This is a genomic window from uncultured Pseudosulfitobacter sp. (assembly GCF_963976325.1).
Taxonomy (GTDB): Bacteria; Pseudomonadota; Alphaproteobacteria; order Rhodobacterales; family Rhodobacteraceae; genus Pseudosulfitobacter.
Genome location: NZ_CAXBJW010000001.1, coordinates 1,198,697 through 1,220,963, shown reverse-complemented (window position 1 = coordinate 1,220,963; position 22,267 = coordinate 1,198,697). Strand labels below are relative to the sequence as shown.

21 protein-coding genes are annotated in these 22,267 nt (G+C 63.1%); 11 read left to right on the top strand and 10 right to left on the bottom strand.

Annotated features, from left to right (window positions below; translation table 11 throughout):
* Positions 1–47 precede the first annotated feature (47 nt).
* On the top strand, positions 48–938 hold the full coding sequence (locus tag AAC077_RS06075; RefSeq protein ID WP_339767559.1) for a sterol desaturase family protein: 891 nt from the start codon (positions 48–50) through the stop codon (positions 936–938).
* Positions 939–1,277: 339 nt separating this feature from the next.
* On the opposite strand, the gene AAC077_RS06070 is transcribed toward AAC077_RS06075, so the two are convergent.
* The gene (locus AAC077_RS06070; RefSeq protein ID WP_339767556.1) at positions 1,278–3,569 is read right to left on the bottom strand and encodes an arginine/lysine/ornithine decarboxylase; all 2,292 of its coding nucleotides are present in this window, start codon (positions 3,567–3,569) and stop codon (positions 1,278–1,280) included.
* Between the two features lie 353 nt (positions 3,570–3,922).
* Here AAC077_RS06070 and AAC077_RS06065 point away from each other — a divergent pair, with 353 nt between their 5' ends.
* Genes AAC077_RS06065 through AAC077_RS06055 form a run of 3 tightly spaced genes read left to right on the top strand, consistent with a single transcriptional unit; the run spans position 3,923 to position 7,667 of the window.
* Positions 3,923–5,266 (top strand): FAD-binding oxidoreductase, encoded by a 1,344-nt coding sequence (locus tag AAC077_RS06065; RefSeq protein ID WP_339767555.1) that lies wholly within the window; start codon positions 3,923–3,925, stop codon positions 5,264–5,266.
* Positions 5,267–5,297: 31 nt separating this feature from the next.
* The gene (locus AAC077_RS06060) at positions 5,298–6,461 is read left to right on the top strand and encodes a M20 aminoacylase family protein (protein WP_028956080.1); all 1,164 of its coding nucleotides are present in this window, start codon (positions 5,298–5,300) and stop codon (positions 6,459–6,461) included.
* A 42-nt stretch (positions 6,462–6,503) separates the two neighbouring features.
* Positions 6,504–7,667 carry a M20 aminoacylase family protein gene (locus tag AAC077_RS06055; RefSeq protein ID WP_339767552.1) on the top strand — a complete coding sequence of 388 codons (1,164 nt, stop codon included), beginning with the start codon at positions 6,504–6,506 and terminating at the stop codon, positions 7,665–7,667.
* Between the two features lie 72 nt (positions 7,668–7,739).
* On the opposite strand, the gene AAC077_RS06050 is transcribed toward AAC077_RS06055, so the two are convergent.
* The 3 genes from AAC077_RS06050 to moaA are packed head-to-tail and all read right to left on the bottom strand — an operon-like array spanning position 7,740 to position 11,026.
* On the bottom strand, positions 7,740–8,741 hold the full coding sequence (locus tag AAC077_RS06050; protein WP_339767550.1) for a glycosyltransferase family 4 protein: 1,002 nt from the start codon (positions 8,739–8,741) through the stop codon (positions 7,740–7,742).
* Positions 8,738–10,018 (bottom strand): 3-deoxy-D-manno-octulosonic acid transferase, encoded by a 1,281-nt coding sequence (locus tag AAC077_RS06045; protein WP_339767548.1) that lies wholly within the window; start codon positions 10,016–10,018, stop codon positions 8,738–8,740. The genes AAC077_RS06050 and AAC077_RS06045 overlap by 4 nt, the downstream gene beginning before the upstream one ends.
* Entirely contained in the window at positions 10,019–11,026 is a 1,008-nt protein-coding gene (gene moaA / locus AAC077_RS06040) for a GTP 3',8-cyclase MoaA (RefSeq protein WP_339767547.1), read from the bottom strand.
* Between the two features lie 85 nt (positions 11,027–11,111).
* Here moaA and AAC077_RS06035 point away from each other — a divergent pair, with 85 nt between their 5' ends.
* Together AAC077_RS06035 and AAC077_RS06030 are read left to right on the top strand one after the other, a co-directional pair.
* Positions 11,112–11,609, top strand: coding sequence for a hypothetical protein (locus AAC077_RS06035; protein WP_339767545.1), 498 nt, complete (start codon positions 11,112–11,114; stop codon positions 11,607–11,609).
* A 100-nt stretch (positions 11,610–11,709) separates the two neighbouring features.
* Positions 11,710–12,354 (top strand): DUF998 domain-containing protein, encoded by a 645-nt coding sequence (locus tag AAC077_RS06030; protein WP_339767543.1) that lies wholly within the window; start codon positions 11,710–11,712, stop codon positions 12,352–12,354.
* 114 nt (positions 12,355–12,468) lie between these two features.
* Here AAC077_RS06030 and AAC077_RS06025 read toward each other — a convergent pair whose 3' ends face one another.
* Genes AAC077_RS06025 through glmU form a run of 4 tightly spaced genes read right to left on the bottom strand, consistent with a single transcriptional unit; the run spans position 12,469 to position 16,865 of the window.
* Positions 12,469–13,143 (bottom strand): DNA alkylation repair protein, encoded by a 675-nt coding sequence (locus AAC077_RS06025; RefSeq protein WP_339767541.1) that lies wholly within the window; start codon positions 13,141–13,143, stop codon positions 12,469–12,471.
* On the bottom strand, positions 13,140–13,691 hold the full coding sequence (locus AAC077_RS06020) for a pyridoxamine 5'-phosphate oxidase family protein (protein ID WP_339767540.1): 552 nt from the start codon (positions 13,689–13,691) through the stop codon (positions 13,140–13,142). Before AAC077_RS06020 ends, AAC077_RS06025 begins: the two co-directional genes overlap by 4 nt.
* The gene (glmS, locus tag AAC077_RS06015; protein WP_339767537.1) at positions 13,691–15,511 is read right to left on the bottom strand and encodes a glutamine--fructose-6-phosphate transaminase (isomerizing); all 1,821 of its coding nucleotides are present in this window, start codon (positions 15,509–15,511) and stop codon (positions 13,691–13,693) included. The genes AAC077_RS06020 and glmS overlap by 1 nt, the downstream gene beginning before the upstream one ends.
* A 1-nt stretch (position 15,512) precedes the next feature.
* Complete coding sequence (gene glmU / locus AAC077_RS06010; RefSeq protein WP_339767535.1) at positions 15,513–16,865, bottom strand: bifunctional UDP-N-acetylglucosamine diphosphorylase/glucosamine-1-phosphate N-acetyltransferase GlmU; 1,353 nt, start codon at positions 16,863–16,865, stop codon at positions 15,513–15,515.
* A gap of 140 nt (positions 16,866–17,005) precedes the next feature.
* Between glmU and AAC077_RS06005 the strand changes: the two genes are divergently transcribed.
* Both AAC077_RS06005 and AAC077_RS06000 read left to right on the top strand, forming a co-directional pair.
* Positions 17,006–17,677 (top strand): HAD-IA family hydrolase, encoded by a 672-nt coding sequence (locus AAC077_RS06005; protein WP_339767533.1) that lies wholly within the window; start codon positions 17,006–17,008, stop codon positions 17,675–17,677.
* The gene (locus AAC077_RS06000) at positions 17,674–18,873 is read left to right on the top strand and encodes a DegT/DnrJ/EryC1/StrS family aminotransferase (RefSeq protein ID WP_339767531.1); all 1,200 of its coding nucleotides are present in this window, start codon (positions 17,674–17,676) and stop codon (positions 18,871–18,873) included. Before AAC077_RS06005 ends, AAC077_RS06000 begins: the two co-directional genes overlap by 4 nt.
* A 356-nt stretch (positions 18,874–19,229) precedes the next feature.
* Here the strand turns inward: AAC077_RS06000 and AAC077_RS05995 are convergent, their stop codons facing one another.
* Positions 19,230–19,688, bottom strand: coding sequence for a CreA family protein (locus tag AAC077_RS05995; RefSeq protein ID WP_339767529.1), 459 nt, complete (start codon positions 19,686–19,688; stop codon positions 19,230–19,232).
* Positions 19,685–20,173 (bottom strand): pyridoxamine 5'-phosphate oxidase family protein, encoded by a 489-nt coding sequence (locus tag AAC077_RS05990; RefSeq protein ID WP_339767527.1) that lies wholly within the window; start codon positions 20,171–20,173, stop codon positions 19,685–19,687. The genes AAC077_RS05995 and AAC077_RS05990 overlap by 4 nt, the downstream gene beginning before the upstream one ends.
* A 147-nt stretch (positions 20,174–20,320) precedes the next feature.
* On the opposite strand from AAC077_RS05990, the gene AAC077_RS05985 reads away from it, so the two are divergent.
* From AAC077_RS05985 to AAC077_RS05975, 3 genes are read left to right on the top strand one after another with little or no spacing between them, the layout of a single operon-like run.
* Positions 20,321–21,484, top strand: a complete 1,164-nt coding sequence (locus AAC077_RS05985) for an isovaleryl-CoA dehydrogenase (protein WP_339767525.1) — start codon at positions 20,321–20,323, stop codon at positions 21,482–21,484.
* A 25-nt stretch (positions 21,485–21,509) separates the two neighbouring features.
* Positions 21,510–21,917 carry a DUF1622 domain-containing protein gene (locus tag AAC077_RS05980; RefSeq protein WP_339767522.1) on the top strand — a complete coding sequence of 136 codons (408 nt, stop codon included), beginning with the start codon at positions 21,510–21,512 and terminating at the stop codon, positions 21,915–21,917.
* Positions 21,904–22,245, top strand: coding sequence for a hypothetical protein (locus tag AAC077_RS05975; RefSeq protein WP_339767520.1), 342 nt, complete (start codon positions 21,904–21,906; stop codon positions 22,243–22,245). The genes AAC077_RS05980 and AAC077_RS05975 overlap by 14 nt, the downstream gene beginning before the upstream one ends.
* Positions 22,246–22,267 lie beyond the last annotated feature (22 nt).

Below are 22,267 nucleotides of genomic sequence, written 5' to 3'. Positions count from 1 at the left end.
TATCAAGAGTTATCGGACACATGTCCGAGACATTAGGGAGCATCACAATGAACGACAATAGCCTCGCCCGCCGAACTGTTCGGTGGGTACTCTATCCTGCCTCTTGGGCATGGATCGTATTTGGACTTTGGTATTTCATGCAGATTGACGCGGATGAACGCCCTGCATGGGTTCTGATCACGCTGCCGCTTTTGCTGACTTATCTCTTGCTTGAGATAATCATGCCCATGGACAGGCGTTGGTCCATGACTTGGCGCAACTTGCTGCCCGACATCGCCTACATAGGATTATCGGGGGCCACTGTTGCGCTGATATCGGCGGGGCTGGCGCTGCTTTCGATCACGCTATCCGCGCAGTCGGACGGGCCGGCCCGCGATTGGTCGCTTTGGATACAGGTGCCGGTTCTGTTCCTCATATTTGAATTTCTGAACTATCACATCCATCGCGGGATGCATGAGTTGCGCGGGTCCATCGGCCGGGTCTTGTGGCATATCCATGCAGCGCACCATCTGCCGGACCGGCTCTATTTGCTGATGCACGCGGTCCTACATCCTTTCAACGCGGTATTCGTGCAAGGCATCGCGATCATCGCGCCGATTTGGGTTATGGGGTATCAACCCGAAGCGGTCCTTATCTTTCTCGTGATCAATGCATTTCACGGCATCATCAGCCATTTCAACGTCGATCTGCGTCTTGGCTGGGCCAATTATTTATTCGTCGGACCGGAGGTGCATCGTTATCATCATTCCGCGAAAACGAGCGAGGCAAAGAACTACGGTGCGACACTGACACTTTGGGATCAGATCTTCGGGACATTCGTCTACCGGCCCGGCACCGCGCCTGTGGAGCTCGGGACTGGACCGGATGAAAAATTGCCGAATTATCAGAGTGTTTTTTCGGTTTTAGTTCTGCCATTCAGGCGTAATGGCAAAATCTGAATTGCCTTTAGCCCATAGCATTTTTTGTGCAAGGCGCGAAGAGAGCCTTTGTGTGTTGCTGTCAAAGCGGACCTTTACATGATTGATACGAGGGTCCGTTCCGTCCCGCTCACCAGACACTGACGAAGACTGGGCCGGCGGTCCGGTTTGGGTCAGACATGCTTGGCAACTGGGTCAGCTTTGCGCGGCACGGATCACCGACACGACCCGGAAGGCCTGTCGCGCGGAGCAGGATTTGCATGACATTCGACAATAGGGCCGGCCCCGCTATGGCCAACCGTGTCAAAGACCAACTTGCGACACAGTGCAAAGGCGCCGGGGGGGCAGCCCCCCAAGCAGTCAGTCGGCTGCCACACAGTCTGCATAATACTGGATCTGGTTGTTCTCATCCAGTTCCTGAACCAGCCCGTGAATGTCCGTCTCGAACCCCGGGCATTCGCGCGCGAAGGTTCTGTTAAACTTCAGATATTCGACGATATTCTTGTTAAACACCTCTCCGGGGATCAACAGCGGGATGCCCGGCGGATAAGGCGTGACCAATCCGGTGGTGATGCGTCCCTCAAGATCATCAATCGGCACGCGCTGGGTGGTGCGCGCAGCGATATGCGAAAACGCGTCGGTCGGTTTCATCGCGGGCACCAGATCGCTTAAGTACATCTCGGTCGACAGAACGGCGACATCAAATTTGGAATACAGCGAATGCACGTGCTGGCACATATCGCCCAGCCCCATCTTTTCGTAACGCGGCTGTTTTGCGCAGAACTTGGGCATACACCGCCACATGGGCACGTTCTTGTCGTAGTCATCCTTGAACTGCTGCAATTCGGTCAAAAGCGAATTCCAGCGGCCTTTGGTGATGCCGATCGTGAACATGATGAAAAAGCTGTAAAGCCCGGTTTTCTCGACGACCACGCCATGTTCCGCCAGATATTTGGTCACGATAGACGCAGGGATACCGGACATGTCGAATTTGCCGTCCAGGTTCAGGCCCGGCGTGATGATCGTCGCCTTGATCGGGTCCAGCATGTTGAAACCGGGGGCCATATCGCCGAAGGCGTGCCAGGATTCCTCGCCATCGGAGGGCTGCACACCTTCGGCGTCGGTCTTTTTCAGCACCCAGTTGTCGGCGCTGTCGATGCCTTCTTCGTCCAGCTCTTCGGGGCCCCAAACCTGGAACCACCAATCGTTGCCATATTCTTCGTCGACCTTGCGCATCGCGCGGCGGAAATCCAGCGATTCAAGAAGGCTTTCCTCGACCAACGCGCGCCCGCCGGGGGGCTCCATCATCGCGGCGGCCACGTCGCAACTGGCGATGATGCTGTATTGCGGGCTGGTCGAGCTGTGCATCAGATACGCTTCGTTAAACAGGTGGCGGTCCAGCTTGGTGTTCTTGCTGTCCTGCACAAGAACCTGGCTGGCCTGTGAAATACCCGCCAGAAGCTTGTGGATCGACTGCGTGGAATAGGTCACCGACTGACTTGGCCGCTCGCGTTTGCGGCCCATCGCGTGAAAGGTGCGGTAGAACGGGTGGAACGCGGCGTGCGGCAGCCATGCCTCGTCAAAGTGCAGGTTTTCCACGTAGCCGTCCAACATGCCCTTGATCGTCTCGGTGTTGTACAACACCCCGTCATAGGTCGATTGCGTCAGCGTCATGATGCGCGGCTTGACCGTGTCCGCATCCAGATGCGCCAACAGCGGGTTGGCACGGATTTTCTCCTTGATCGCCTCGATCTGGAACTCGGACTTCTGGATGGGGCCGATGATGCCGTAATGGTTGCGCGTCGGCTTCATAAAGACGGGAATGGCGCCCGTCATGATGATGCTGTGCAGAATGGATTTGTGACAGTTGCGATCCACCACGACCACGTCACCGGGGGCAACCGTGTGGTGCCAGACCATCTTGTTCGATGTGCTGGTGCCGTTGGTGACGAAAAAGCAGTGATCGGCGTTGAAGATGCGTGCGGCATTGCGCTCGGACGCGCCGATGGCGCCGTTGTGGTCCAGCAACTGGCCAAGCTCTTCGACCGAATTGCACACATCCGCCCGCAGCATGTTTTCGCCGTAGAACTGATGGTACATCTGCCCGATCGGGCTTTTCAAAAAGGCGACCCCGCCCGAGTGCCCGGGGCAGTGCCACGAGTATGATCCATCTTCGGCATAATCCAGCAGCGCCTTGAAAAACGGCGGCTGGATGCCTTCGAGATAGGTCTTGGCGTCACGGACGATATGGCGCGCGACAAACTCCGGCGTGTCTTCGAAGGTGTGAATGAACCCGTGCAGTTCGCGCAGGATGTCATTGGGCAAATGGCGGCTGGTCTTGGTTTCGCCGTAGACATAGATCGGCACGTCGTTGTTCTTCCAGCGCACTTCCTCGATGAAGGACCGCAGGTTCAAAACAGCCGGATCAAGATCGGGGCCGGGCGTGAATTCCTCGTCGTCAATCGACAGCACAAAGGCACTTGCGCGCGATTGTTGCTGGGCAAATTTCGACAGATCGCCATAGCTGGTCGTGCCCAGAACTTCGAACCCTTCGTTCTCGATCGCCTCGGCGATTGCACGGATGCCCAGACCGGACGAATTGTCCGAACGAAAGTCCTCGTCAATGATGACGATTGGAAAACGAAATTTCATGAGAAGGCTCCAATAGGGCAACTTGAGGCGGTGTTTTCGGTCTGGCGACGGGCGTTTCTTGTGTCCATTCCGTGAGAAAACTTTGAAGCAATGTTTCGTTTGATAGGATTGGCGTCAAGACCAAAGCGCGTGTTGATTTCCTCCTGCCCCTGGAAAGGGCGGGGGCCTGCCCCCTTGCGGCCCTCAATCGGCGGATTTCTTCCGCAGTGTGGGTCAGCGCCCGGCGGGGCGCGTTAAATTTGCGCATCTGTCGCCGCGTCACTTGCTGAAAAATACGCCATTTTTCAACCTGAGTTCCCTTTGGGATTTCGCCGCACCTTGCACCTGCCAATCCAAGGCGTAGGGTGCGGCGCATGAGCTTTCCCACTTTTATGGACACACCCGCACAATGGCCCGGTCCCGCCCCGAAAGAGGCGGATGTCGTGGTGATTGGCGGCGGTGTGATCGGCGTTTGCACGGCCCTGTTTCTGGCCCGCGCAGGCCAGCGCGTCGTCTTGCTGGAAAAGGGGCGCATCGCCGCCGAGCAGTCCAGCCGCAACTGGGGCTGGATCAGGGTGCAGGGGCGCGACCCCGACGAGATCCCCATCGTGCTCGAGGCGGCGGACCACTGGCGCGCGCTGGCGCAACAGACCAACGTGGACATCGGTCTGCGGCAAGAGGGCGTGACCTATCTGGCTGAATCCGAAAAGGATTATGCCAAATACGAGGCATGGATGGACCATGCCCGCGCCCACGGTCTGGACAGCAAAATGCTCAGCAGCGCCGAGACGGCCAAGCTGATCCCGAACCTGTCGCGCCGCTATGCGGGGGCGATCTACACCGCACAGGACATGCGCGCCGAACCCTGGGTCGCCGTGCCGGCACTGGCCGGAATTGCCGTGCGCGAAGGGGCGACCTTGGTCGAAAACTGCGCCGTGCGCGGGCTGGACATCGAAGGCGGCGCGGTTGCCGGTGTCATCACCGAAACGGGCCGCATCAAGGCACCGCAAGTGGTGTTGGCGGGCGGTGCGTGGTCGTCGCTGTTCCTGCAACGGCACGGCGTCTTTGTCCCGCAGCTCAGCGTGCGGGCGACCGTGGTGGCGACACAGCCGATGGACGCCGTTTACGAAGGCGGGGCAACCGACAGCAGCGTCGCCTTCCGGCACCGCGCCGATGGCGGCTATTCGCTGGCGCAGGGCGGGTTTTCGGAACTGTTCGTCGGCCCGCAGGCCTTTCGCAGCCTGCGCCATTACGCGACGCAATTGCGTGCCGATCCGTTCGGTGTGCGGCTGCTGCCGCGTGCGCCCGCAGGCTATCCCGACGCATGGGGCACACCGCGCCGCTGGGCGGATGATGATGTCAGCCCGTTCGAGAAGATGCGCGTGCTGAATCCCACGCCGAACCACCGCAAGGCCAACAAGCTGCTGCGCCAGTTCGCCGCCATGATGCCCGGACTGGGCGAGGTGCGCCCGGCCAAGGCATGGGCCGGCATGATCGACACCATGCCCGACATCGTGCCCGTGGTGGACCGCGTGGCCAGCATCCCCGGCCTGACCGTGGGCACCGGCATGAGCGGCCACGGCTTTGGCATCGGCCCCGGCATGGGGCGGGTGTTGGCGGCTCTGGTCACGGGCGACAAGGTGGGGCATGATCTGCATCGTTTCCGCCTGTCACGCTTCAGCGACGGCTCGGCCATGACCCTTGGCCCCGGAATTTAGACCTGACCCAGACCCCGAAGGAGACCGCGAGATGCCGATCAAGAACCGTTTTGCCGAAATGCACAGTGACATCACCGCATGGCGCCGCCATCTGCACGCGCACCCCGAATTGATGTTCGACGTGCACGAGACGGCCAAGTTCGTCGAAGACAAGCTGCGGTCGTTCGGCGTTGACGAGATCACCACCGGCATCGGCAAGACCGGCGTGGTTGGCGTGATTAAGGGACGCGGCAGCAGCGACCGCGTGATCGGCCTGCGCGCCGACATGGACGCGCTGCCGATCATCGAGGCGACGGGGCTGGACTATGCGTCGACCGTGCCGGGCAAGATGCACGCCTGTGGCCATGATGGCCACACCGCGATGCTGTTGGGCGCGGCGCAATACCTGGCCGAGACGCGGAATTTCGACGGCACCGTGGTGCTGATCTTCCAACCCGCCGAAGAGGGCGGCGGCGGGGGCCGCGAGATGGTCAAGGACGGGCTGATGGACCGCTGGAATATCCAGGAGGTCTATGGAATGCACAACATGCCCGGCTTTCCCACCGGCACCTTCGCCATCCGCCCCGGCCCGCTGCTGGCCAGCGCCGATGAATTCACCATTCGCGTGGTGGGCAAGGGCGGTCACGCCGCCAACCCGCACGAGGCGATCGACCCCAACCTGGCTGCCGCCCACGTGATTGTCGCGCTGCAAAGCATCGCCAGCCGCAACGCCAACCCGCTGTCGTCCGTGGTGGTGACCGTGGGCGCGCTGCATTCCGACAGCCACGTCAGCAACGTGATCCCGCAGGCGACCACGATGAAGGGCACCGTGCGCGCGCTGGACGAAGACGTGCGGGCCATGGCGCAGAAACGTGTGCAAGAAATCGCGACCGCCACGGCACAGGCCTACGGCTGCGTGGCCGAGGTCGACTATGTCGTGGGCTATCCGGTCACCGTCAATGCTGACGCCAACACCGAATACGCCATCGCCGCCGCCCGTGCCGTGGCCGGTGACGTGGCCGAAAACATCCCGCCGGTCATGGCCGCCGAAGACTTTGCCTTTATGCTCAACGCGCGGCCCGGTGCCTATATCCTTGTGGGCAACGGCGACGGCGCGATGGTGCACCACCCCGAATACAATTTCGACGACGAGGCGATCCCCGCTGGGTGTAGCTGGTTCGCCGAGATTGTCGAGCAACGGCTGGCGCAGGCCTAAGCACCTGACGCCCCACATTTATACCAAGAAGGAAGACAGACCATGCCCGTCAAGAACCGCTTTGCAGAACTGCACGCCGACATCACCGCCTGGCGCCGCGACCTGCACGAAAACCCCGAGATCCTGTTCGACACCCACCGCACCAGCGCGCTGGTGGCCGACAAGCTGAAAGCCTTTGGCTGCGACGAGATCGTCACCGGCATCGGCCGCACCGGCGTCGTCGGCATCATCAAGGGCAAGTCGGACACATCGGGCAAGGTCATCGGCCTGCGCGCCGACATGGATGCGCTGCCGATCCACGAACAGACCGGGCTGGCCTATGCGTCCAAGACCGATGGCGCGATGCACGCCTGTGGCCACGACGGCCACACCGCGATGCTGTTGGGTGCGGCGCAATACCTGGCAGAGACGCGCAATTTCGACGGCACCGTCGTGCTGATCTTCCAACCCGCCGAAGAAGGCGGCGGCGGCGGGCGCGAAATGTGCGAAGACGGCCTGATGGAACGCTGGGGCGTGCAGGAAGTGTACGGCATGCACAACTGGCCCGGCCTGCCCACAGGGCAGTTCGCGATCCGCACCGGCCCGTTCTTTGCGGCCACCGACCAGTTCGACATTTATGTCGAGGGCAAGGGCGGCCACGCCGCGAAACCGCATGAAACCGTCGACACCACCGTGATGTCCGCGCAACTGGTGCTGGCGCTGCAAACCATCGCCAGCCGCAACGCCGATCCGGTGGATCAGGTGGTTGTGTCGGTCACCTCGTTCGAAACCTCGTCCAAGGCGTTCAACGTGATCCCGCAACGGGTCCACCTGAAGGGCACCGTGCGCACCATGAGCGCCGAGATGCGCGACCTGGCCGAAGCGCGCATCAACGCGATTGCTTCCGGAATCGCAGCCACCTTTGGCGGCGTGGCAGATGTGGATTACCACCGTGGCTATCCGGTCATGGCCAACCACGATGCCCAGACCGAATTTGCCGCCGACGTGGCGCGGTCGGTTTCGGGCAACTGCGATGACGCGCCGCTGGTCATGGGCGGCGAGGACTTTGCCTTTATGCTCGAAGAGCGCCCCGGCGCCTATATTCTGGTCGGCAACGGCGAAGGCGCGTCGGTGCATCACCCCGAGTACAACTTTAACGACGAAGCCATTCCGGCGGGGTGCTCGTGGTGGGCGGGCATCGTTGAACAACGGATGCCTGCGGCGTGATGTGAATGGCGGGTCGGGGGCGCTGCCCCCGGCCTGCGGCCTCCCCCGGGATATTTTTGGCCAAAAGAAAGGTCAGAGGGTCTCGTAGACCTTTGCGATACCGTCAGCTTCGGCCTGGGCCGAGAACCTTGTGCAGGCGGTGTCGCGGGCGGCTTGGGCCATTTTGTCGAAACCGGTGGTCAGGATAGAGCGGGCTGTCGCTGCGGCGGCGTCCGGCGTGGCGATCCGGCCGGCGGTTCCGGCGCTGGTGAACGCTTTGTAATAGCCCGCGTCGGTGCCCACAAAAGGCACGCCGCTGGCCATCCCTTCCAGCGGGACCATACCGTACCCCTCGTAGCGGGGCAGTTGCACCACCAGGCTGAGCGCACGCATCAGGGCGGGCAGGTCGGCGGCGGGCACTTCGCCGGGGAACAGGATGCGGTCGCCAAGGCCTGCGGCGGCGATCCGGGATTTCAGGTCATTCAGAAAGCTTTGATGCGACTTTGCAGCGCGCCCGATGACCAGCGCCGTGGTGTCGGGCAATGTCGGCAGCAGGTCGATCATGGCGGCGACGAAATGGTCTGTGCCTTTTTCAGGACGGATGCGGCCCACGGTGGCAATGCCACGCGTGCCGCCGTACCCCAGCGCCGCCCAAGCGGTCGCGCGGTCAGGGGCAGGGGTGAACAGGTCGGTATCCACGCCGTGTGGCACGGTCGCGCGCACATGGGGCACAAAGGTCGCGGCCTTCTCCGTGGTGGCAATCACCGCGTCCATGCGGCTGATCAACCAGCGCGGAAAGGCCGAATGCCGACGCTGCGCGGCTGAGGTGAACACGATCCTGACCGGCAGGCGCAGCACGTCACGCGCCCAGAGTGCCGCGCGCATCTCTGTGTTGCGGCGCACGTGCCAGATGCAGGGCTCCCGTGACAGCGCGCGGGCCTGTTTCAGCGTGATCGGCGCGGGGCAGCCGGGCAGGGGTTGGCCCACCAGATGCAGATCGTACCGGTCGACCTGCTGGCGCACCACATTGGCGGCAGTGGCCGAGACTCCGGTGAAGTTGCGGTTGAAGTTGGTGACAAAAACGCGCTGGGTCATGGGCCAAGGTCCAGCACCGCAATCAGCCGGTCGGCGATATGGGCGGCATCGGTGTCGCCTTTGGCCACGAAATCGGTCGCGGCCTTTTGCGCCATCCGCAGGGCCTGTGGCGTGTCGAACCAGTGAAGCGCGCGTTCGCCCATGTCCTGCCCGTCGGCCACGATGCGCACCGCACCGCAGGCTTCGAGCGGGGCAAAGGTTTCGGCGAAATTCGACAGATGCGGCCCGGTCAATATCGCGGCGCCGGCCTGCGCCACCTCATAGGGGTTGTGCCCGCCATGCGGTTGCAGCGATCCGCCCAGAAACACGAAAGGCGCCAGCGCATACCACAGCCCCATTTCGCCCAGCGTATCGGCCAGATAAACCTGTGCGTCGGGCGCGTGGCCGTCGGTGCGACGGGTGTGGCTGAGCCCCATGTTCTCGATCAACGCGGCCACTTCGTCGCCCCGGTCGGGGTGGCGCGGGGCCAGGATCAGCAGCGCGTCGGGATGGGTTTTCAGCACATGGGCATGGGCCAGCAGCGCGTCGGCCTCTTCCCCCGGATGGGTCGAGGCGGCGACCCATGTGGGGCGTTCGGCAATGGTATCGGCCAGCCGCGCATGGGCAGCGCCGTGCACCGGCAAGGCAGGCGACAGGCTTTTGAGGTTAAAGCCGGTTTCGACATGCGTATGCGGCGGCGCAAGATCGCCAAGGGCTTTGGCCATCTCGGCGTTCTGGGTCAGGATCAGCCGGAACTGGCCCAGAATGAACGCCGCCGTGCGCGGGAATTTGGCCCAGCGGTTCAGCGACCGCAGCGACATGCGCGCGCCCACCAGCGCCAGCGGCACATTGGCGCGGTGCGTGCGCACCAGAATTTGCGGCCACAGCTCGGATTCGACAAAGATCGCCGCATCGGGCCGCCAGCGTTTCAGGAAGCGTTTGACCGGCCCTGCGGCATCCAGCGGGGCGAATTGATGCACACAGCGCGGCGGCATCCGTGCGGCGATCATGGCCGCCGACGTGGGCGTGGCGGATGTGATCAGAAACCGCGCCTCGGGCAACTGTCGCCCCAGCGCCGCGATCAGCGGCAGCACCGACAGGCTTTCCCCGACCGAGGCCGCGTGAAACCACACCAGCAGCCCGCCGGGGCGTTGTTCCGTGGTGTTGCCCAATATTTCGTGCGCACGGTGCGCGGCGACCCCGTCGCGTCGCAACCGGCGGATGCGGGCATGGGCGGCAAAGGGCACCACCAACGCGGCGGCAGCCACATAGGCGCGGTAAAGGGCGGTCGGGCGCATTCAGCCGCCAGTGTGGCTCATGTGGCGGGGCATTTGCCCGTCGGCCTTCTGGCGGGAATAGTCGAAATCGTGGCCCTTGGGCTTGATCCCGATGGCGGCGCGGATGGCGTCGTGCAGCGGCGCGTCGTCATCGGGATGCGCCCGCAGCGGTGCGCGCAGGTCCATCATGTCCTCTTGCCCCAGACACAGGTAAATCTCGCCCGTGCAGGTCAGGCGCACGCGGTTGCAGCTTTCGCAGAAATTATGGCTCAGCGGGGTGATGAAACCGATCTTTTGCCCGGTTTCTTCCAGCCGCACATAACGCGCAGGCCCGCCGGTGCGTTCGGCCAGATCGGTGACGGTGTAATGTTCGGCATACCGGCTGCGCACGTCTTTCAGCGACCAGTATTGGCCCAGACGGTCCTCGTTGCCCAGATCGCCCATCGGCATCACCTCGATCCACGTCAGGTCCATGCCACGGTCGGCACACCATTGCGTGATCGTGGGCAGTTCGTCCTCGTTAAAGCCTTTCAGCGCCACGGCGTTGATCTTCACATGCAGACCGGCGGCCAGCGCCGCATCGACACCGCGCAGCACCTGCGGCAGGCGGCCCCAGCGGGTGATGTCGGCAAATTTCTGTTCGTCCAGCGTGTCCAGCGAGATGTTCACGCGGCGCACGCCAGCGGCATACAGATCCTTGGCAAAGCGCTCCAACTGGCTGCCGTTGGTGGTCAGCGTCAGCTCTTTCAGCGTGCCTGCATCCAGATGGCGGGCCATGCTGTTGAAAAATGTCATGATCTCGCGGCGCACCAATGGTTCGCCCCCGGTGATCCGCAGCTTTTCCACGCCCAGATCAACAAAGGCCGAACACATGCGGTCCAGTTCCTCCAGCGTCAGCAATTCTTTCTTGGGCAGAAAGGTCATGTTCTCGGACATGCAATAGACACACCGAAAGTCGCATCTGTCGGTGACAGAGACGCGCAGGTAGGTGATGGCGCGGGCGAAGGGATCAATCAACGGTGCATTCATGACTCCATAGGTAAGGGCGGCGGGAAAGCGCAGCAAGGGGGAATGCACGTTGATGCGGTTTGCGGCCTGTGCTTATCTGGCGCTTATGAAAACGACAGCCCTGATCCTGATTTGCGCCTGCACCCTCACGGGATGTTCGCGTTTGCCCGCCTTCCTGCAACCGCGCCCGGACGTGGCCGAAAGCCGCACCGAGGGGGTCAGCACCGACGTGCGCCCCAAAGAGCGTCCCGCAGCCGCCGTGCCCGCCACCGGCGCACGCACCGTGGCCGATTTCGACACCGTCAGCGCCGAGGAAAAGGCAACCGCCACCGCGGCCCCCGCCAAGGCTGGCGGGCGTCTGGGCGTGACCGTGGCCTCGCTGGGCAGCCCGTCCGAGCCTGGGCTGTGGCTGAAGACACCGCTTGTCACAAGCGAACAGCCGGGGCGCGTGGTCTTTGCCGGGTCGGGCAAATCCGTGGCGGTGACGCTGATCCCGATTGACGGGCCTGCAACGGGCGGCAGCCGCATGTCGCTGTCCGCCTTCCAGACGCTGGGGGCACCGCTGACGGGTCTGCCAGAGGTCGAGGTGTTTACGGCGTCCTAAGCGGGGCGCGGTGCCGACAGTGCGACAGCCTGCGGCGCGCGTTTACAACTGCGGTCCTCGGGCTACGTGGTGAGCATGACCAACCCGAGGAACTGCCCGGATGCCACCGACCGCCGAAACCGACCATCAGATGCCTGCCGAAATCGCCGAGCAACCGCTTCTGCTGAGGTTCCTCAGCCTGCTTGCCGTTTTGGGCTGCATCGCGCTTGCATGCTCGATTCTCATCGCGGATTTCGTGGTGCCTGATCATGACTGGATCGCCGACACCATCAGCGATCTGGGGGCCGGACGTTATGAATTCATCGTCGATATCGGGCTGTACACCTTTTCCGCCGCCTTGATCGGGCTCGCCCTGTCGGCAGCCCATGTCCATCTCGGCGGATGGGACTGGAGCGTTGGAATCATCGCGCTCGTCGTGTTCGGACTGTTGGTGTTTCTCATCGGGGCCCGCAACGAGTACGGCGACAATGACAGCGACGGCTGGGTGATCCACATCTATTTGGTCTATGGGCTGGGTGTCACGATGACCGTCGCCTGTTTCGCCATGGCGCGCGGCGCAGCACGGGCCAGTCCCCGTTACCGCATGATCCTGATCGCCATCGGCATCCTTTGGGTTGTCTCGGCGCCCGTCTTCTTTTTTCTCCCCACCGACATTGACGGCATTTACGAACGCTATCTGGGCGCAGTGTCCTTCGCGCTGGTCCTGTCGCTTGCACACCTTTTCTACCAACGCGCCAAGCGGTAGGGTTACATAGGATCTTCACGGAAAGCCGACAGTCACGCAGCACCTCACCGCATGCGTTGCGGTGCGACCTATGCCGAAGGGGCGGCGGTTGTCAGACCGCCACCCGTCACATATTCACAAGAACTTCGCCGCGTCCTTGCGGGCGAATGCCTTCATCGTGTCGCCGTGTTCCGCCAGAAAGGCGCGGGTGCGGTCGGCGTCGTGTTTGCTGAGATCGCGCAGCCACCACGAAACGGCCTTCTGGATGAACCAGCGGCCATCAGGCGCATAACTGGCGGCCCAGCTCAGAATGCGCTCGCGGGCTTCGGCCTCTTGCGGTTTGGGGTGGTTCTGTTTGGTCCACGGCAGGGTGATGACCAGCGCGGCCCGTTTGGTCCACATGTGATCGGATGTGGTCCAGGCCTCAATCTCATCCAGCCGCGACGGATCGGCGATCAGCCGTTTCTGCCCCGCCATACAGGCGTGATCGGCAATGGCCCAACTGTCGAAATCCGGTGCCCAGGATTTGATCAGCGCCCAAACCTCGGCGTCAGGGTCCATGCGGGCCTGTGTCAGCAGTTTGGCAGCGGCGATGCGGGCCTCGAAAATATCCGTCTTCCACAAACCGTCCGCCAATGCGACGCGGGTGTCTATGTCCAGCTCTTGCCGCCATGTCTTGGTCAGGTCATTCAACACCGGATTGGGCACGCCCAGATAGGTGCGGTCGGCCTTGTGATAGGCTTGCGCGCCTGTCGCCCGTTCGGGATCGGCGTGTTCGTTGATTTCGGCCAGGGCCGCGTCGGGTGTCATGTTTTGGTGTCCAATATATGTGTCGGCAGACCGTCGATGCTGGTCTGGTTGCGGTCGGCCCAGTAGGTTGCGACGCCATCCGGGCCTTTGGTCTCGGCCCATTTTTGCAAGGTGTCGCGGGGGCCTGCGTGGTCAAAGTAGGGCACGGCATAGCCGCACGAGGTTTGCAGCATGTCCACGCGCACGTCGTAAATCTGGCGCGCGCCGGGCGAGGGTTCGAACATGGCATCCAGGTCTGCAAATTCCGCATCGCGCGGGTGCAGGGTGCGCGCAGTGCCATAGGCGCGCATGATCATCGGGCGTTTTTCAAAGCCGCACCACATCAGCGTGATGCGGTTGTGCAGCGCCAGATGGGCGGCGGTTTCATTGCCTGATCCGGTCAGGTTGCGCCAGACGATCCGGTTCGGCCCCATCACGCGCAAGGCATCCATCCCCTTGGGGCTGATGTTCACACGGCCCGTGTCCGCCGCACTGCCCACGAAAAACATGTGCTGCTGGGCGATGAAATTGGCGTGGTCGTCTTCGATGCTGTCGAATTGCTTGCCCATTATTCCACCGTCACCGATTTGGCCAGATTGCGCGGCTGGTCCACATCCGTGCCCTTGGCGACGGCGGTGTGATAGGCCAGCAATTGCGCGGGCAGCGCATAGAGGATCGGGGCCACGGCGTTGTGCACCGTCGGCATGGAAATCGACGCCCAGACACCATCGCCGGCCTCTTCCAGCCCTGCGGCGTCCGAGATCAGCACGACCTTGCCCTTGCGCGCCATGACCTCTTGCATGTTGCTGACCGTCTTGTCGAACAGCGCATCGCGCGGGGCCATGACCACCACGGGCACGTGTTTGTCGATCAGCGCGATGGGCCCGTGTTTCAGCTCGCCCGATGCATAAGCTTCGGCGTGGATATAGCTGATTTCTTTCAGCTTTAGCGCCCCCTCAAGCGCCAGCGGATACATCAGGCCGCGGCCCAGAAACAGCACGTCGCGCGCCTCGGACAGGCGGCGGGCGGTGTTCTGCATCGCCTTGTTCTGCTCCAGCGCCGTGGTCATCAGCGCAGGCAGGCTGCGCAAGGCAGACACATGATCGGCCAGCGCCTCCTCGGACAACGTGCCCCGGTCCGACGCCGCCTTCAGCGCCAGCATCAGCAGCACGGTCAACTGGCAGGTGAACGCCTTGGTCGAGGCGACGCCCACTTCGATCCCTGCATGGATCGGCAACGCCAGATCGCTTTCCCGCGCAATCGAGCTTTCGGGGACGTTGACCACCGACAGGATGCGCGCGGCCTTGCCCTCGCAATAGCGCAGCGCGGCCAGCGTGTCGGCGGTTTCGCCCGATTGCGACACAAACAGCGCCAGCGTGCGGCCGGGGATTGGCGGCTCGCGGTAGCGGAACTCGGATGCCACATCAACCTCGACCGGAATGCGGGCGATCTGTTCAAACCAGTATTTCGCCGTCAGACAGGCGTAATAGGCGGTGCCACAGGCCACCAGCGTCAGCCGGTCGATGTCTTTGAAATCAACGCCGGGGTCGGGCAGGGCGATGTGGCCGTCCGCGGTCAGATAATTGGCCAGCGCATTGCCGATCACCGTCGGCTGTTCGGCGATTTCCTTGGCCATGAAATGCTTGTGTCCGGCCTTGTCCACGCGCGCGGCGTCGATCTGGATGGTTTTCACGGCACGGTTGGCCAGCGCACCGTTGGCGTCATGGATTTCCAGCGACGTGCGGGTCAGAACCGCGCGGTCGCCTTCTTCCAGATAGGTGATGCGGTCGGTCAGCGGGGCCAGCGCGATGGCATCCGAGCCGACAAACATTTCACCGTCACCATGCCCGATGGCCAGCGGAGAGCCCTTGCGCGCGGCGACAATCAGGTCGTCCTGACCCTGAAACAGGAACGCCAGCGCAAAGGCACCGTGCAGACGGTCCAGCGTCTGGTTCGCGGCCTCGACCGCACCTGCACCTGCGTCCATATACATCTGCGTCAGCAGGGCGACGGTTTCGGTGTCAGTCTCGGTCACGAACTGGAATCCAGCCTCGGCCAACTCGGCGCGCAGTTCGCGGAAGTTTTCGATGATGCCGTTGTGCACCACGGCCACCGGCCCCGCCTGATGCGGGTGCGCATTGGTGACCGAAGGCGCGCCATGGGTGGCCCAGCGGGTGTGCCCGATGCCCGATTTACCGGCCAGCGGCTGGTGCACCAGCAGATCGCTGAGGTTCACCAGCTTGCCCACCGCGCGGCGGCGGTCCAGCGTGCCGTTGTTCACGGTGGCGATGCCCGCGCTGTCATAGCCGCGATATTCCAGACGCTTCAGCGCCTCGACCAGAATGGGGGCCACTTCGTGGTTGCCCAGAACGCCGACGATTCCGCACATATCAGTTGCCCCTTGTTTGTCTGGCCTTCTTGGCCCGCAGCATTTGCATCAGCTTGCGCGCCATTCCGGGTTTTTCGACCTGATGGGCGCGGGCAATGGCCAGCGCGCCGTCCTCGACATCGGAGGTGATCACCGACCCCGAGGCGGTCATCGCCTCGTTGCCCACGGACACGGGGGCCACCAGCATGGTGTTCGACCCGATAAAGGCGCGCGCGCCGATGTGGGTGTGGTGTTTCAGCACGCCGTCATAGTTGCAGGTGATGGTGCCCGCACCGATGTTGGCGGCAGCACCCACAAAGGCATCGCCGATATAGCTCAGGTGGTTGACCTTGGCACCGGCGTCGATGGTGGCATTCTTGATCTCGACAAAGTTGCCGACGCGCACGTCTTCGGCCAGTTCGGCACCGGGGCGCAGGCGGGCATAAGGGCCAATGACCCCGCCGCGCGCCACATGGCACCCTTCCAGATGCGAAAACGCACGGATGCGGGCGCCGGATTCGACGGTCACTTCGGGGCCAAAAAACACATGCGGCTCGATCACCGTGTCGCGGCCGATGAAGGTGTCATAGGAAAAATAGATGCTGGACGGGTCCAGCAGGGTCACGCCGTCCTCCATCGCAGCCGCCCGCGCGGTCTGTTGGAACAGCGCATCGGCGGCGGCCAGTTCGGCGCGCGAGTTGATGCCCAGCGTTTCCGCCTCGGGGCAGGTGACGACGCCGGCACTCAGACCGCGCGCACGGGCCAGACCGATGATGTCCGTCAGGTAAAACTCGCCCGCCGCATTGTTGTCGGTCACATCATCCAGCAGCGAAAACAGCGTCGCCGCGTCACAGGCCACGACGCCCGAATTGCATAAGCTGATCGCCCGCTCGGCTTCGGTTGCGTCCTTGAATTCCACAATCGCGTCAAGGGTTTCGCCGTTCATCTTCAAGCGGCCATAGCGGCCCGGATCGGCCGCCTCGAACCCCAGCACAACCACGTCCTGCGTGGCCCGCGCCGCAACCATCGCTTCCAGCGTCTCGGGGCGCACGAAGGGCGTGTCGCCATACAGCACGATCACCGTGCCGTCGAACCCGTCCAGCGCCGCACGCGCCTGTTGCACCGCATGACCGGTGCCCAACTGTTCTTCTTGCACGACCACGCGCACGTCTTCGTCATAGCCGTGCACGGCGTGGCTCACCGCCTCGGCCCCGTGGCCTGCGACGACCACCATGCGGTCGGGTTCTTGCGACCGTGCCGCTTGCAGGGCGTGCACCAGCATAGGCGCGCCTGCGATGGGGTGGAGAACTTTCGGAATGTCCGAATTCATCCGTGTGCCCTTGCCTGCGGCAAGGATGACCGTCGCGATGCTCATGCCAAATCTCTTTGTGTTCTTGGTGTGACCGTTTTATCCATCTTGCCAAGCGGCGCAACCGTCGGCCCCATCAAACAAGATTGCTGGCCGTAACACGAACAATGACAGGACGGCAATGATCCGCCCATCAGGAGACAGGCATGACATCGGTAATCTTTGATCTGGACGGCACCTTGGCAGACACCAGCGGCGATCTGCTGGCCGCCGCCAACGCCTGTTTTCGCGATATGGGGGCGGGTGACGTGCTGACCGCCGCCGATGCGGGGGCCGCGCTGCGCGGCGGGCGGTCGATGCTGACGCTGGGCCTGCACCGCATCGGACGGTTCGACGAGGCGCTGATCACCAAATATTACCCCGTGCTGCTCGAGGCCTATGACGGCGCGATTGACCTGCACACGGTCATGTACCCCGGCGCGATGGAGGCCGTGGCCGCGATCAAGGCCGATGGCATCGCCGTGGGCATCTGCACCAACAAACCCGCCGCATTGGCCGAAAAGCTGCTGCAATCGCTGGGCGTGCGCGATGCATTTGCGTCGATGATCGGGGCCGACACCTTGCCGGTGCGCAAACCCGACCCCGCGCCGTTGTTCGCCGCTGCACAACAGGCGGGCGGGTCCGATCATTGCATCCTGATCGGGGACAGCGACACCGACCGCAACACGGCACGGGCGGCGGGCGTGCCGTCGGTTCTGGTCACCTTCGGCCCCTCGGGCGAGGATATGGCAGCACTGGAACCCGAGGCCTTGCTGCACGATTATGCGGACTTGCCCGCACTGGCCCGCCGGTTCCTGCGCGACGAGGCCGCCGCATGAGCGAGGTGTTCAAGGGCAGCTTTACCCAACAAGAGCCGATCCCCGAGGCAGGCATCGAAGCCGCCGTGCGGGTGATGCGCCACGGTCGTCTGCACCGATATAACACCGTGGGCGAAGAAGTGGCCGAGGCCGCGATGCTGGAACAGGAATTTGCCGCACTGGTCGGCGCGCAATATTGTCTGGCGGTGGCCTCGGGCGGCTATGCCATGGCCACGGCGCTGCGGGCGGTGGGCGTGAAACCGGGCGACCGGGTGCTGTCCAACGCCTTTACGCTGGCCCCTGTGCCCGGCGCGATTGCATCGCTGGGGGCTGTGCCGGTCTTTGTCGGCGTGACCGAGGATCTGACCATTGATCTGGACGATCTGGAGGCCAAGGGCGACACCGCAAGCGTCCTGCTGCTCAGCCACATGCGCGGGCATATCTGCGACATGGACCGGCTGATGCAGATCTGCGACCGCCACGGCATTCAGGTGATCGAGGATTGCGCCCACACCATGGGCGCCGCGTGGAACGGCGTGCCGTCGGGGCGTCACGGGGTGGTGGGCTGCTATTCCTGCCAGACCTACAAACACGTGAACGCGGGCGAGGGCGGCTTGCTGGTGACCGACGACGCGGAGGTCGCCGCGCGCGCGGTGATGCTGTCGGGCAGCTATATGCTGTACGAACGCCATCTGGCGGCACCGGACGCCGAGGTGTTCGCGGACCTGCGCTATACCACGCCCAACATCTCGGGGCGCATGGACAACCTGCGCGCGGCGATCCTGCGCCCGCAACTGGCCAATCTGGACACCCAATGCGCCCGCTGGAACGACCGTTACAAAGTGCTTGAGGACGGCGTGCGCGGCACGCCGGGGCTGAAGATTGTCGAACGGGCAACGGTCGAACGCATCGTCGGCTCGTCCTTTCAGTTCCTGCTGCTGGATTGGAAGGCTGACGACATTCTGGCCGTGCTGAAACGCTGTGCCGCGCGCGGGGTCGAGCTGAAATGGTTCGGCGCGCCCGAACCCACCGCGTTCACGTCGAAATACGACAGCTGGCGCTATGCCGCGTCCGAGGTGATGCCCGCCACGGACCGCGTGCTGGCGGGCATTGTGGACATGCGCGTGCCGCTGACCTTTTCGCTGGACGACTGCGCGCTGATTGCGCGGATCATCCGCAGCGAAGTGTCAGCAGTGTTTCAGGCGGCCAGCGCCTAGCTTTCTGGCTGTCCCAAGTCGCATGCGGGAAAGGAACGCGGCCGTTCGTGTTTGGCGCAGCGAACGGCGGGAAGGAGTCCTTTCCGCTATCTCCAAAGCGCGGGACAAGGCCGAAGGCCGCCGCGCATCGCCGGGCCGTCCGCCGGCACGGCGATTTGGTTTCTGTTGCGCGTGAGGGATAGCTGGGATGTGCTTGGCTGGCATAAAGTGCCAGTTACAGAGGTCTGATCGCCGCACCACGGCCCGACGATGCGCGGCTTTGCGCACGGCAGCTTCGTCCGCTCTCCGGACCTTGGCACATCCCATTCCGAATGTCCGGTTTTGGGTCGGACATGCACGGCATGCGACACCCGCCATCACTCCGCCCCGTACAACGGCACCGTGGACATGCTCACCTTGGCGCTGCCTTCGGTCAGTTCCCGTGCGTGGGCCACATAGATCAGCGTTTGGTTTTCCTCGTCAAAAATGCGCTTCACCCGCAGGGACTTGAACACGATGGACCGCGAGGTGCGGAACACGTCCTCGCCTTCCTCGCTGCGGTCGATGTCGCCGATCTTGATCGGGCCGGTCTGGCGGCAGGAAATGGACGAATTTGACGGGTCCTCGAACCAGTTGCCATTGGCCAGCCGGTCGATCAGCCCACGGTCGAAATAGGCAATGTGACAGGTCACGCCACTGACCTCCGGGTCGGGGATCGCCTCGATCACGATGTCATTGCCCGCCCAGTCGACGCCAATCTCACCCACTTGTTCGGCCTGCGCCGCGCCGCTGATCCCCAGCGCCGCGACAGCGATCCATGTGCCTAGACGGTTCAAAACGTCAAAACCCCGTGATCGCCCATATCGGGCTTGGCTTCGGTCAGGTTTGCCTTGGCGATCTCGAACAGGAACTTGGCGCCGCCATCGGTCGCCCAGACCTCGGCCTTGGACAGGGACATGCGCACCAGGCACACGTCGGGGTCTTTCTGGCCACCTTCAAACCAGGCATCGGCAACGGGTGACCACAGGTCATCCAGCACCTTGGGGTCGGTCACAACGTCCAGCTTGCCCTCGACCGTGGCGTACAGCTTGTTGTGCTGGCAGGCGACCAGATAGGTGGCGGCGCTGGCTTTTTTCGCGGCATCGGCAATGTCGGTGCCGTGGGCGGTGATGAACCACAGCGCCGTGCGGTCGTCATCGTGCAGCGTGTGCGACATCGGGCGGGCGCGGTCGCTGGGCGTGGCCAGCATACCGGCGTTGATGTCGCCCATACGGTCCCAGAATGTGTCGTTCAGCTCGGATTGGGTGGCATGATCTTTCATGGCGTGGCTCCTGTTTCCTCAAGTGTCGGCAGATCAACGCCCGATCACAAAGCTTGTTCCATCGCCGCGATGGTGATCAGACTTGACCCAGCAGGGGGCAGGCATGTAAGTAATGAACAAGCGTTCAATAACGGGAGGGATGCACCGATGTTTACCCATTCAATGACCTTCGATCTGGGCGAGGATGCCAACAGCCTGCGCGAGATGGTGCACCGCTGGGCGCAAGAGCGCGTGCGCCCGATGGCGCAAGAGATCGACCAGACCAATGAATTCCCCCCCGCCTTGTGGACGGAGATGGGCGAGCTGGGCCTGCTGGGCATCACCGTCGAGGAAGAATTCGGCGGCTCGGGCATGTCCTATCTGGCGCACACCGTTGCGGTCGAGGAAATCGCGCGGGCGTCGGCCTCGGTGTCGTTGTCCTATGGCGCGCATTCGAACCTGTGCGTCAACCAGATCAAACTGAACGGCACGCCCGAGCAAAAGGCAAAATACCTGCCCGGTCTGGTCAGCGGCAAACACGTGGGCGCACTGGCGATGTCCGAACCGGGCGCGGGCAGCGATGTGGTCAGCATGAAACTGCGCGCCGAAAAGCGGAACGATCACTTTCGGCTCAGCGGCAACAAATACTGGATCACCAACGGCCCCGACGCCGACACGCTGGTGGTCTATGCCAAGACCGACCCAGATGCCGGCAGCCGTGGCATCACCGCCTTCCTGATCGAAAAGGATATGGTGGGTTTCTCCACCTCGCCGCATTTCGACAAACTGGGAATGCGCGGCAGCAACACCGCCGAGCTGATCTTTGACGGGGTCGAAGTGCCGTTTGAGAACATCCTGGGCGAAGAGGGCAAAGGCGTTGCCGTTCTGATGTCGGGTCTGGATTACGAACGTGTCGTGCTGGCGGGCATTGGCCTTGGCATCATGGCCGCCTGCCTGGACGAGGTCATGCCCTATGTGTCCGAGCGCAAGCAATTCGGCCAGCCCATCGGGAACTTCCAGCTTATGCAGGGCAAGATCGCCGATATGTACACCGCGATGAACAGCGCGCGGGCCTATGTCTACGAGGTGGCGCGCGCCTGTGACAAGGGCACCGTGACGCGGCAGGACGCGGCGGCGTGCTGTCTTTATGCATCCGAACAGGCGATGGTGCAGGCGCATCAGGCGGTGCAGGCGCTGGGTGGCGCAGGCTTTTTGTCCGACAGCCCCGTCAGCCGCATTTTCCGCGACGCCAAGCTGATGGAGATCGGGGCGGGCACCTCGGAAATCCGCCGGATGCTGATCGGACGCGAGCTGATGGGCGCGATGGCCTAAGGCGGCACGCGGGGAGGGGGCGCAGATGGACCGGCTGTTGGACCTGGGGACGAAAGAAACCGTGCTGCACGCCAGCTTGCCTGTGTTGGTCGAGGTGCTGGAATGGATCGCGGCGGGCATCGACCTGTTCGCCATCCTGCTGCTGGTCATCGGTGCGGCACGCTTCATGGCGGGATTTATCCGCGCCGAGCTGTACCGCGACAGCCGCCAGCGTCTGCGCACCTCGAACCGCGCGCGGCTGGAACTGGGCAATTACATCCTTGCGGGGCTGGAGTTGTTCATCGTCTCGGACGTGATCCACACCGCGCTGAGCCTGGCGGCGACCGACCTGATCTTCCTGCTGCTGCTGGTGATCATCCGGTCGATCACCTCGTATTTTCTGGACCGCGAGCTGTCGGAGCTGCGGCAAGAGCTGGGCGATGATCCGCGCTAGGCCCGCATCCCTGCGGCCACGCTGGCTGTATTGGATGCCACTGGCTGTGGTGACGGTCTGTGGGGCGCTGTGGCTGTTCCGGCTGGGTTGGATCGCGGCGCATGTGGATGAAAGCGCGCTACTGGACCACTACGCGCGGCTTTACGTGGCCGAAACCGGCGCAGGCGCGCGGCGCAGCGATTGCGTGGGGCGACCGGGGCAGGATCGGGCCGTGCGGCTGCTGATCCAGTGCACAGCGCCGGATGGGGAAAGACGGGTTTACGCGATTGGCCGCTTTGGTGCGCTGCTGGAAAAAATTCCTGTGCCAAACGATGCGTCGAAAACCTGAGCAGCGGCGTTAAGCTGTTGGA

Excerpts from the sequence above, each read along its gene's own strand:
- AAC077_RS06075 (WP_339767559.1), top strand. The coding sequence starts at position 48 with ATGAACGACAATAGCCTCGCCCGCCGAACTGTTCGGTGGGTACTCTAT.
- AAC077_RS06070 (WP_339767556.1), bottom strand. The coding sequence starts at position 3,569 with ATGAAATTTCGTTTTCCAATCGTCATCATTGACGAGGACTTTCGTTCG.
- AAC077_RS06065 (WP_339767555.1), top strand. The coding sequence starts at position 3,923 with ATGAGCTTTCCCACTTTTATGGACACACCCGCACAATGGCCCGGTCCC.
- AAC077_RS06060 (WP_028956080.1), top strand. The coding sequence starts at position 5,298 with ATGCCGATCAAGAACCGTTTTGCCGAAATGCACAGTGACATCACCGCA.
- AAC077_RS06055 (WP_339767552.1), top strand. The coding sequence starts at position 6,504 with ATGCCCGTCAAGAACCGCTTTGCAGAACTGCACGCCGACATCACCGCC.
- AAC077_RS06050 (WP_339767550.1), bottom strand. The coding sequence starts at position 8,741 with ATGACCCAGCGCGTTTTTGTCACCAACTTCAACCGCAACTTCACCGGA.
- AAC077_RS06045 (WP_339767548.1), bottom strand. The coding sequence starts at position 10,018 with ATGCGCCCGACCGCCCTTTACCGCGCCTATGTGGCTGCCGCCGCGTTG.
- moaA (WP_339767547.1), bottom strand. The coding sequence starts at position 11,026 with ATGAATGCACCGTTGATTGATCCCTTCGCCCGCGCCATCACCTACCTG.
- AAC077_RS06035 (WP_339767545.1), top strand. The coding sequence starts at position 11,112 with ATGAAAACGACAGCCCTGATCCTGATTTGCGCCTGCACCCTCACGGGA.
- AAC077_RS06030 (WP_339767543.1), top strand. The coding sequence starts at position 11,710 with ATGCCACCGACCGCCGAAACCGACCATCAGATGCCTGCCGAAATCGCC.
- AAC077_RS06025 (WP_339767541.1), bottom strand. The coding sequence starts at position 13,143 with ATGACACCCGACGCGGCCCTGGCCGAAATCAACGAACACGCCGATCCC.
- AAC077_RS06020 (WP_339767540.1), bottom strand. The coding sequence starts at position 13,691 with ATGGGCAAGCAATTCGACAGCATCGAAGACGACCACGCCAATTTCATC.
- glmS (WP_339767537.1), bottom strand. The coding sequence starts at position 15,511 with ATGTGCGGAATCGTCGGCGTTCTGGGCAACCACGAAGTGGCCCCCATT.
- glmU (WP_339767535.1), bottom strand. The coding sequence starts at position 16,865 with ATGAGCATCGCGACGGTCATCCTTGCCGCAGGCAAGGGCACACGGATG.
- AAC077_RS06005 (WP_339767533.1), top strand. The coding sequence starts at position 17,006 with ATGACATCGGTAATCTTTGATCTGGACGGCACCTTGGCAGACACCAGC.
- AAC077_RS06000 (WP_339767531.1), top strand. The coding sequence starts at position 17,674 with ATGAGCGAGGTGTTCAAGGGCAGCTTTACCCAACAAGAGCCGATCCCC.
- AAC077_RS05990 (WP_339767527.1), bottom strand. The coding sequence starts at position 20,173 with ATGAAAGATCATGCCACCCAATCCGAGCTGAACGACACATTCTGGGAC.
- AAC077_RS05985 (WP_339767525.1), top strand. The coding sequence starts at position 20,321 with ATGTTTACCCATTCAATGACCTTCGATCTGGGCGAGGATGCCAACAGC.
- AAC077_RS05980 (WP_339767522.1), top strand. The coding sequence starts at position 21,510 with ATGGACCGGCTGTTGGACCTGGGGACGAAAGAAACCGTGCTGCACGCC.
- AAC077_RS05975 (WP_339767520.1), top strand. The coding sequence starts at position 21,904 with ATGATCCGCGCTAGGCCCGCATCCCTGCGGCCACGCTGGCTGTATTGG.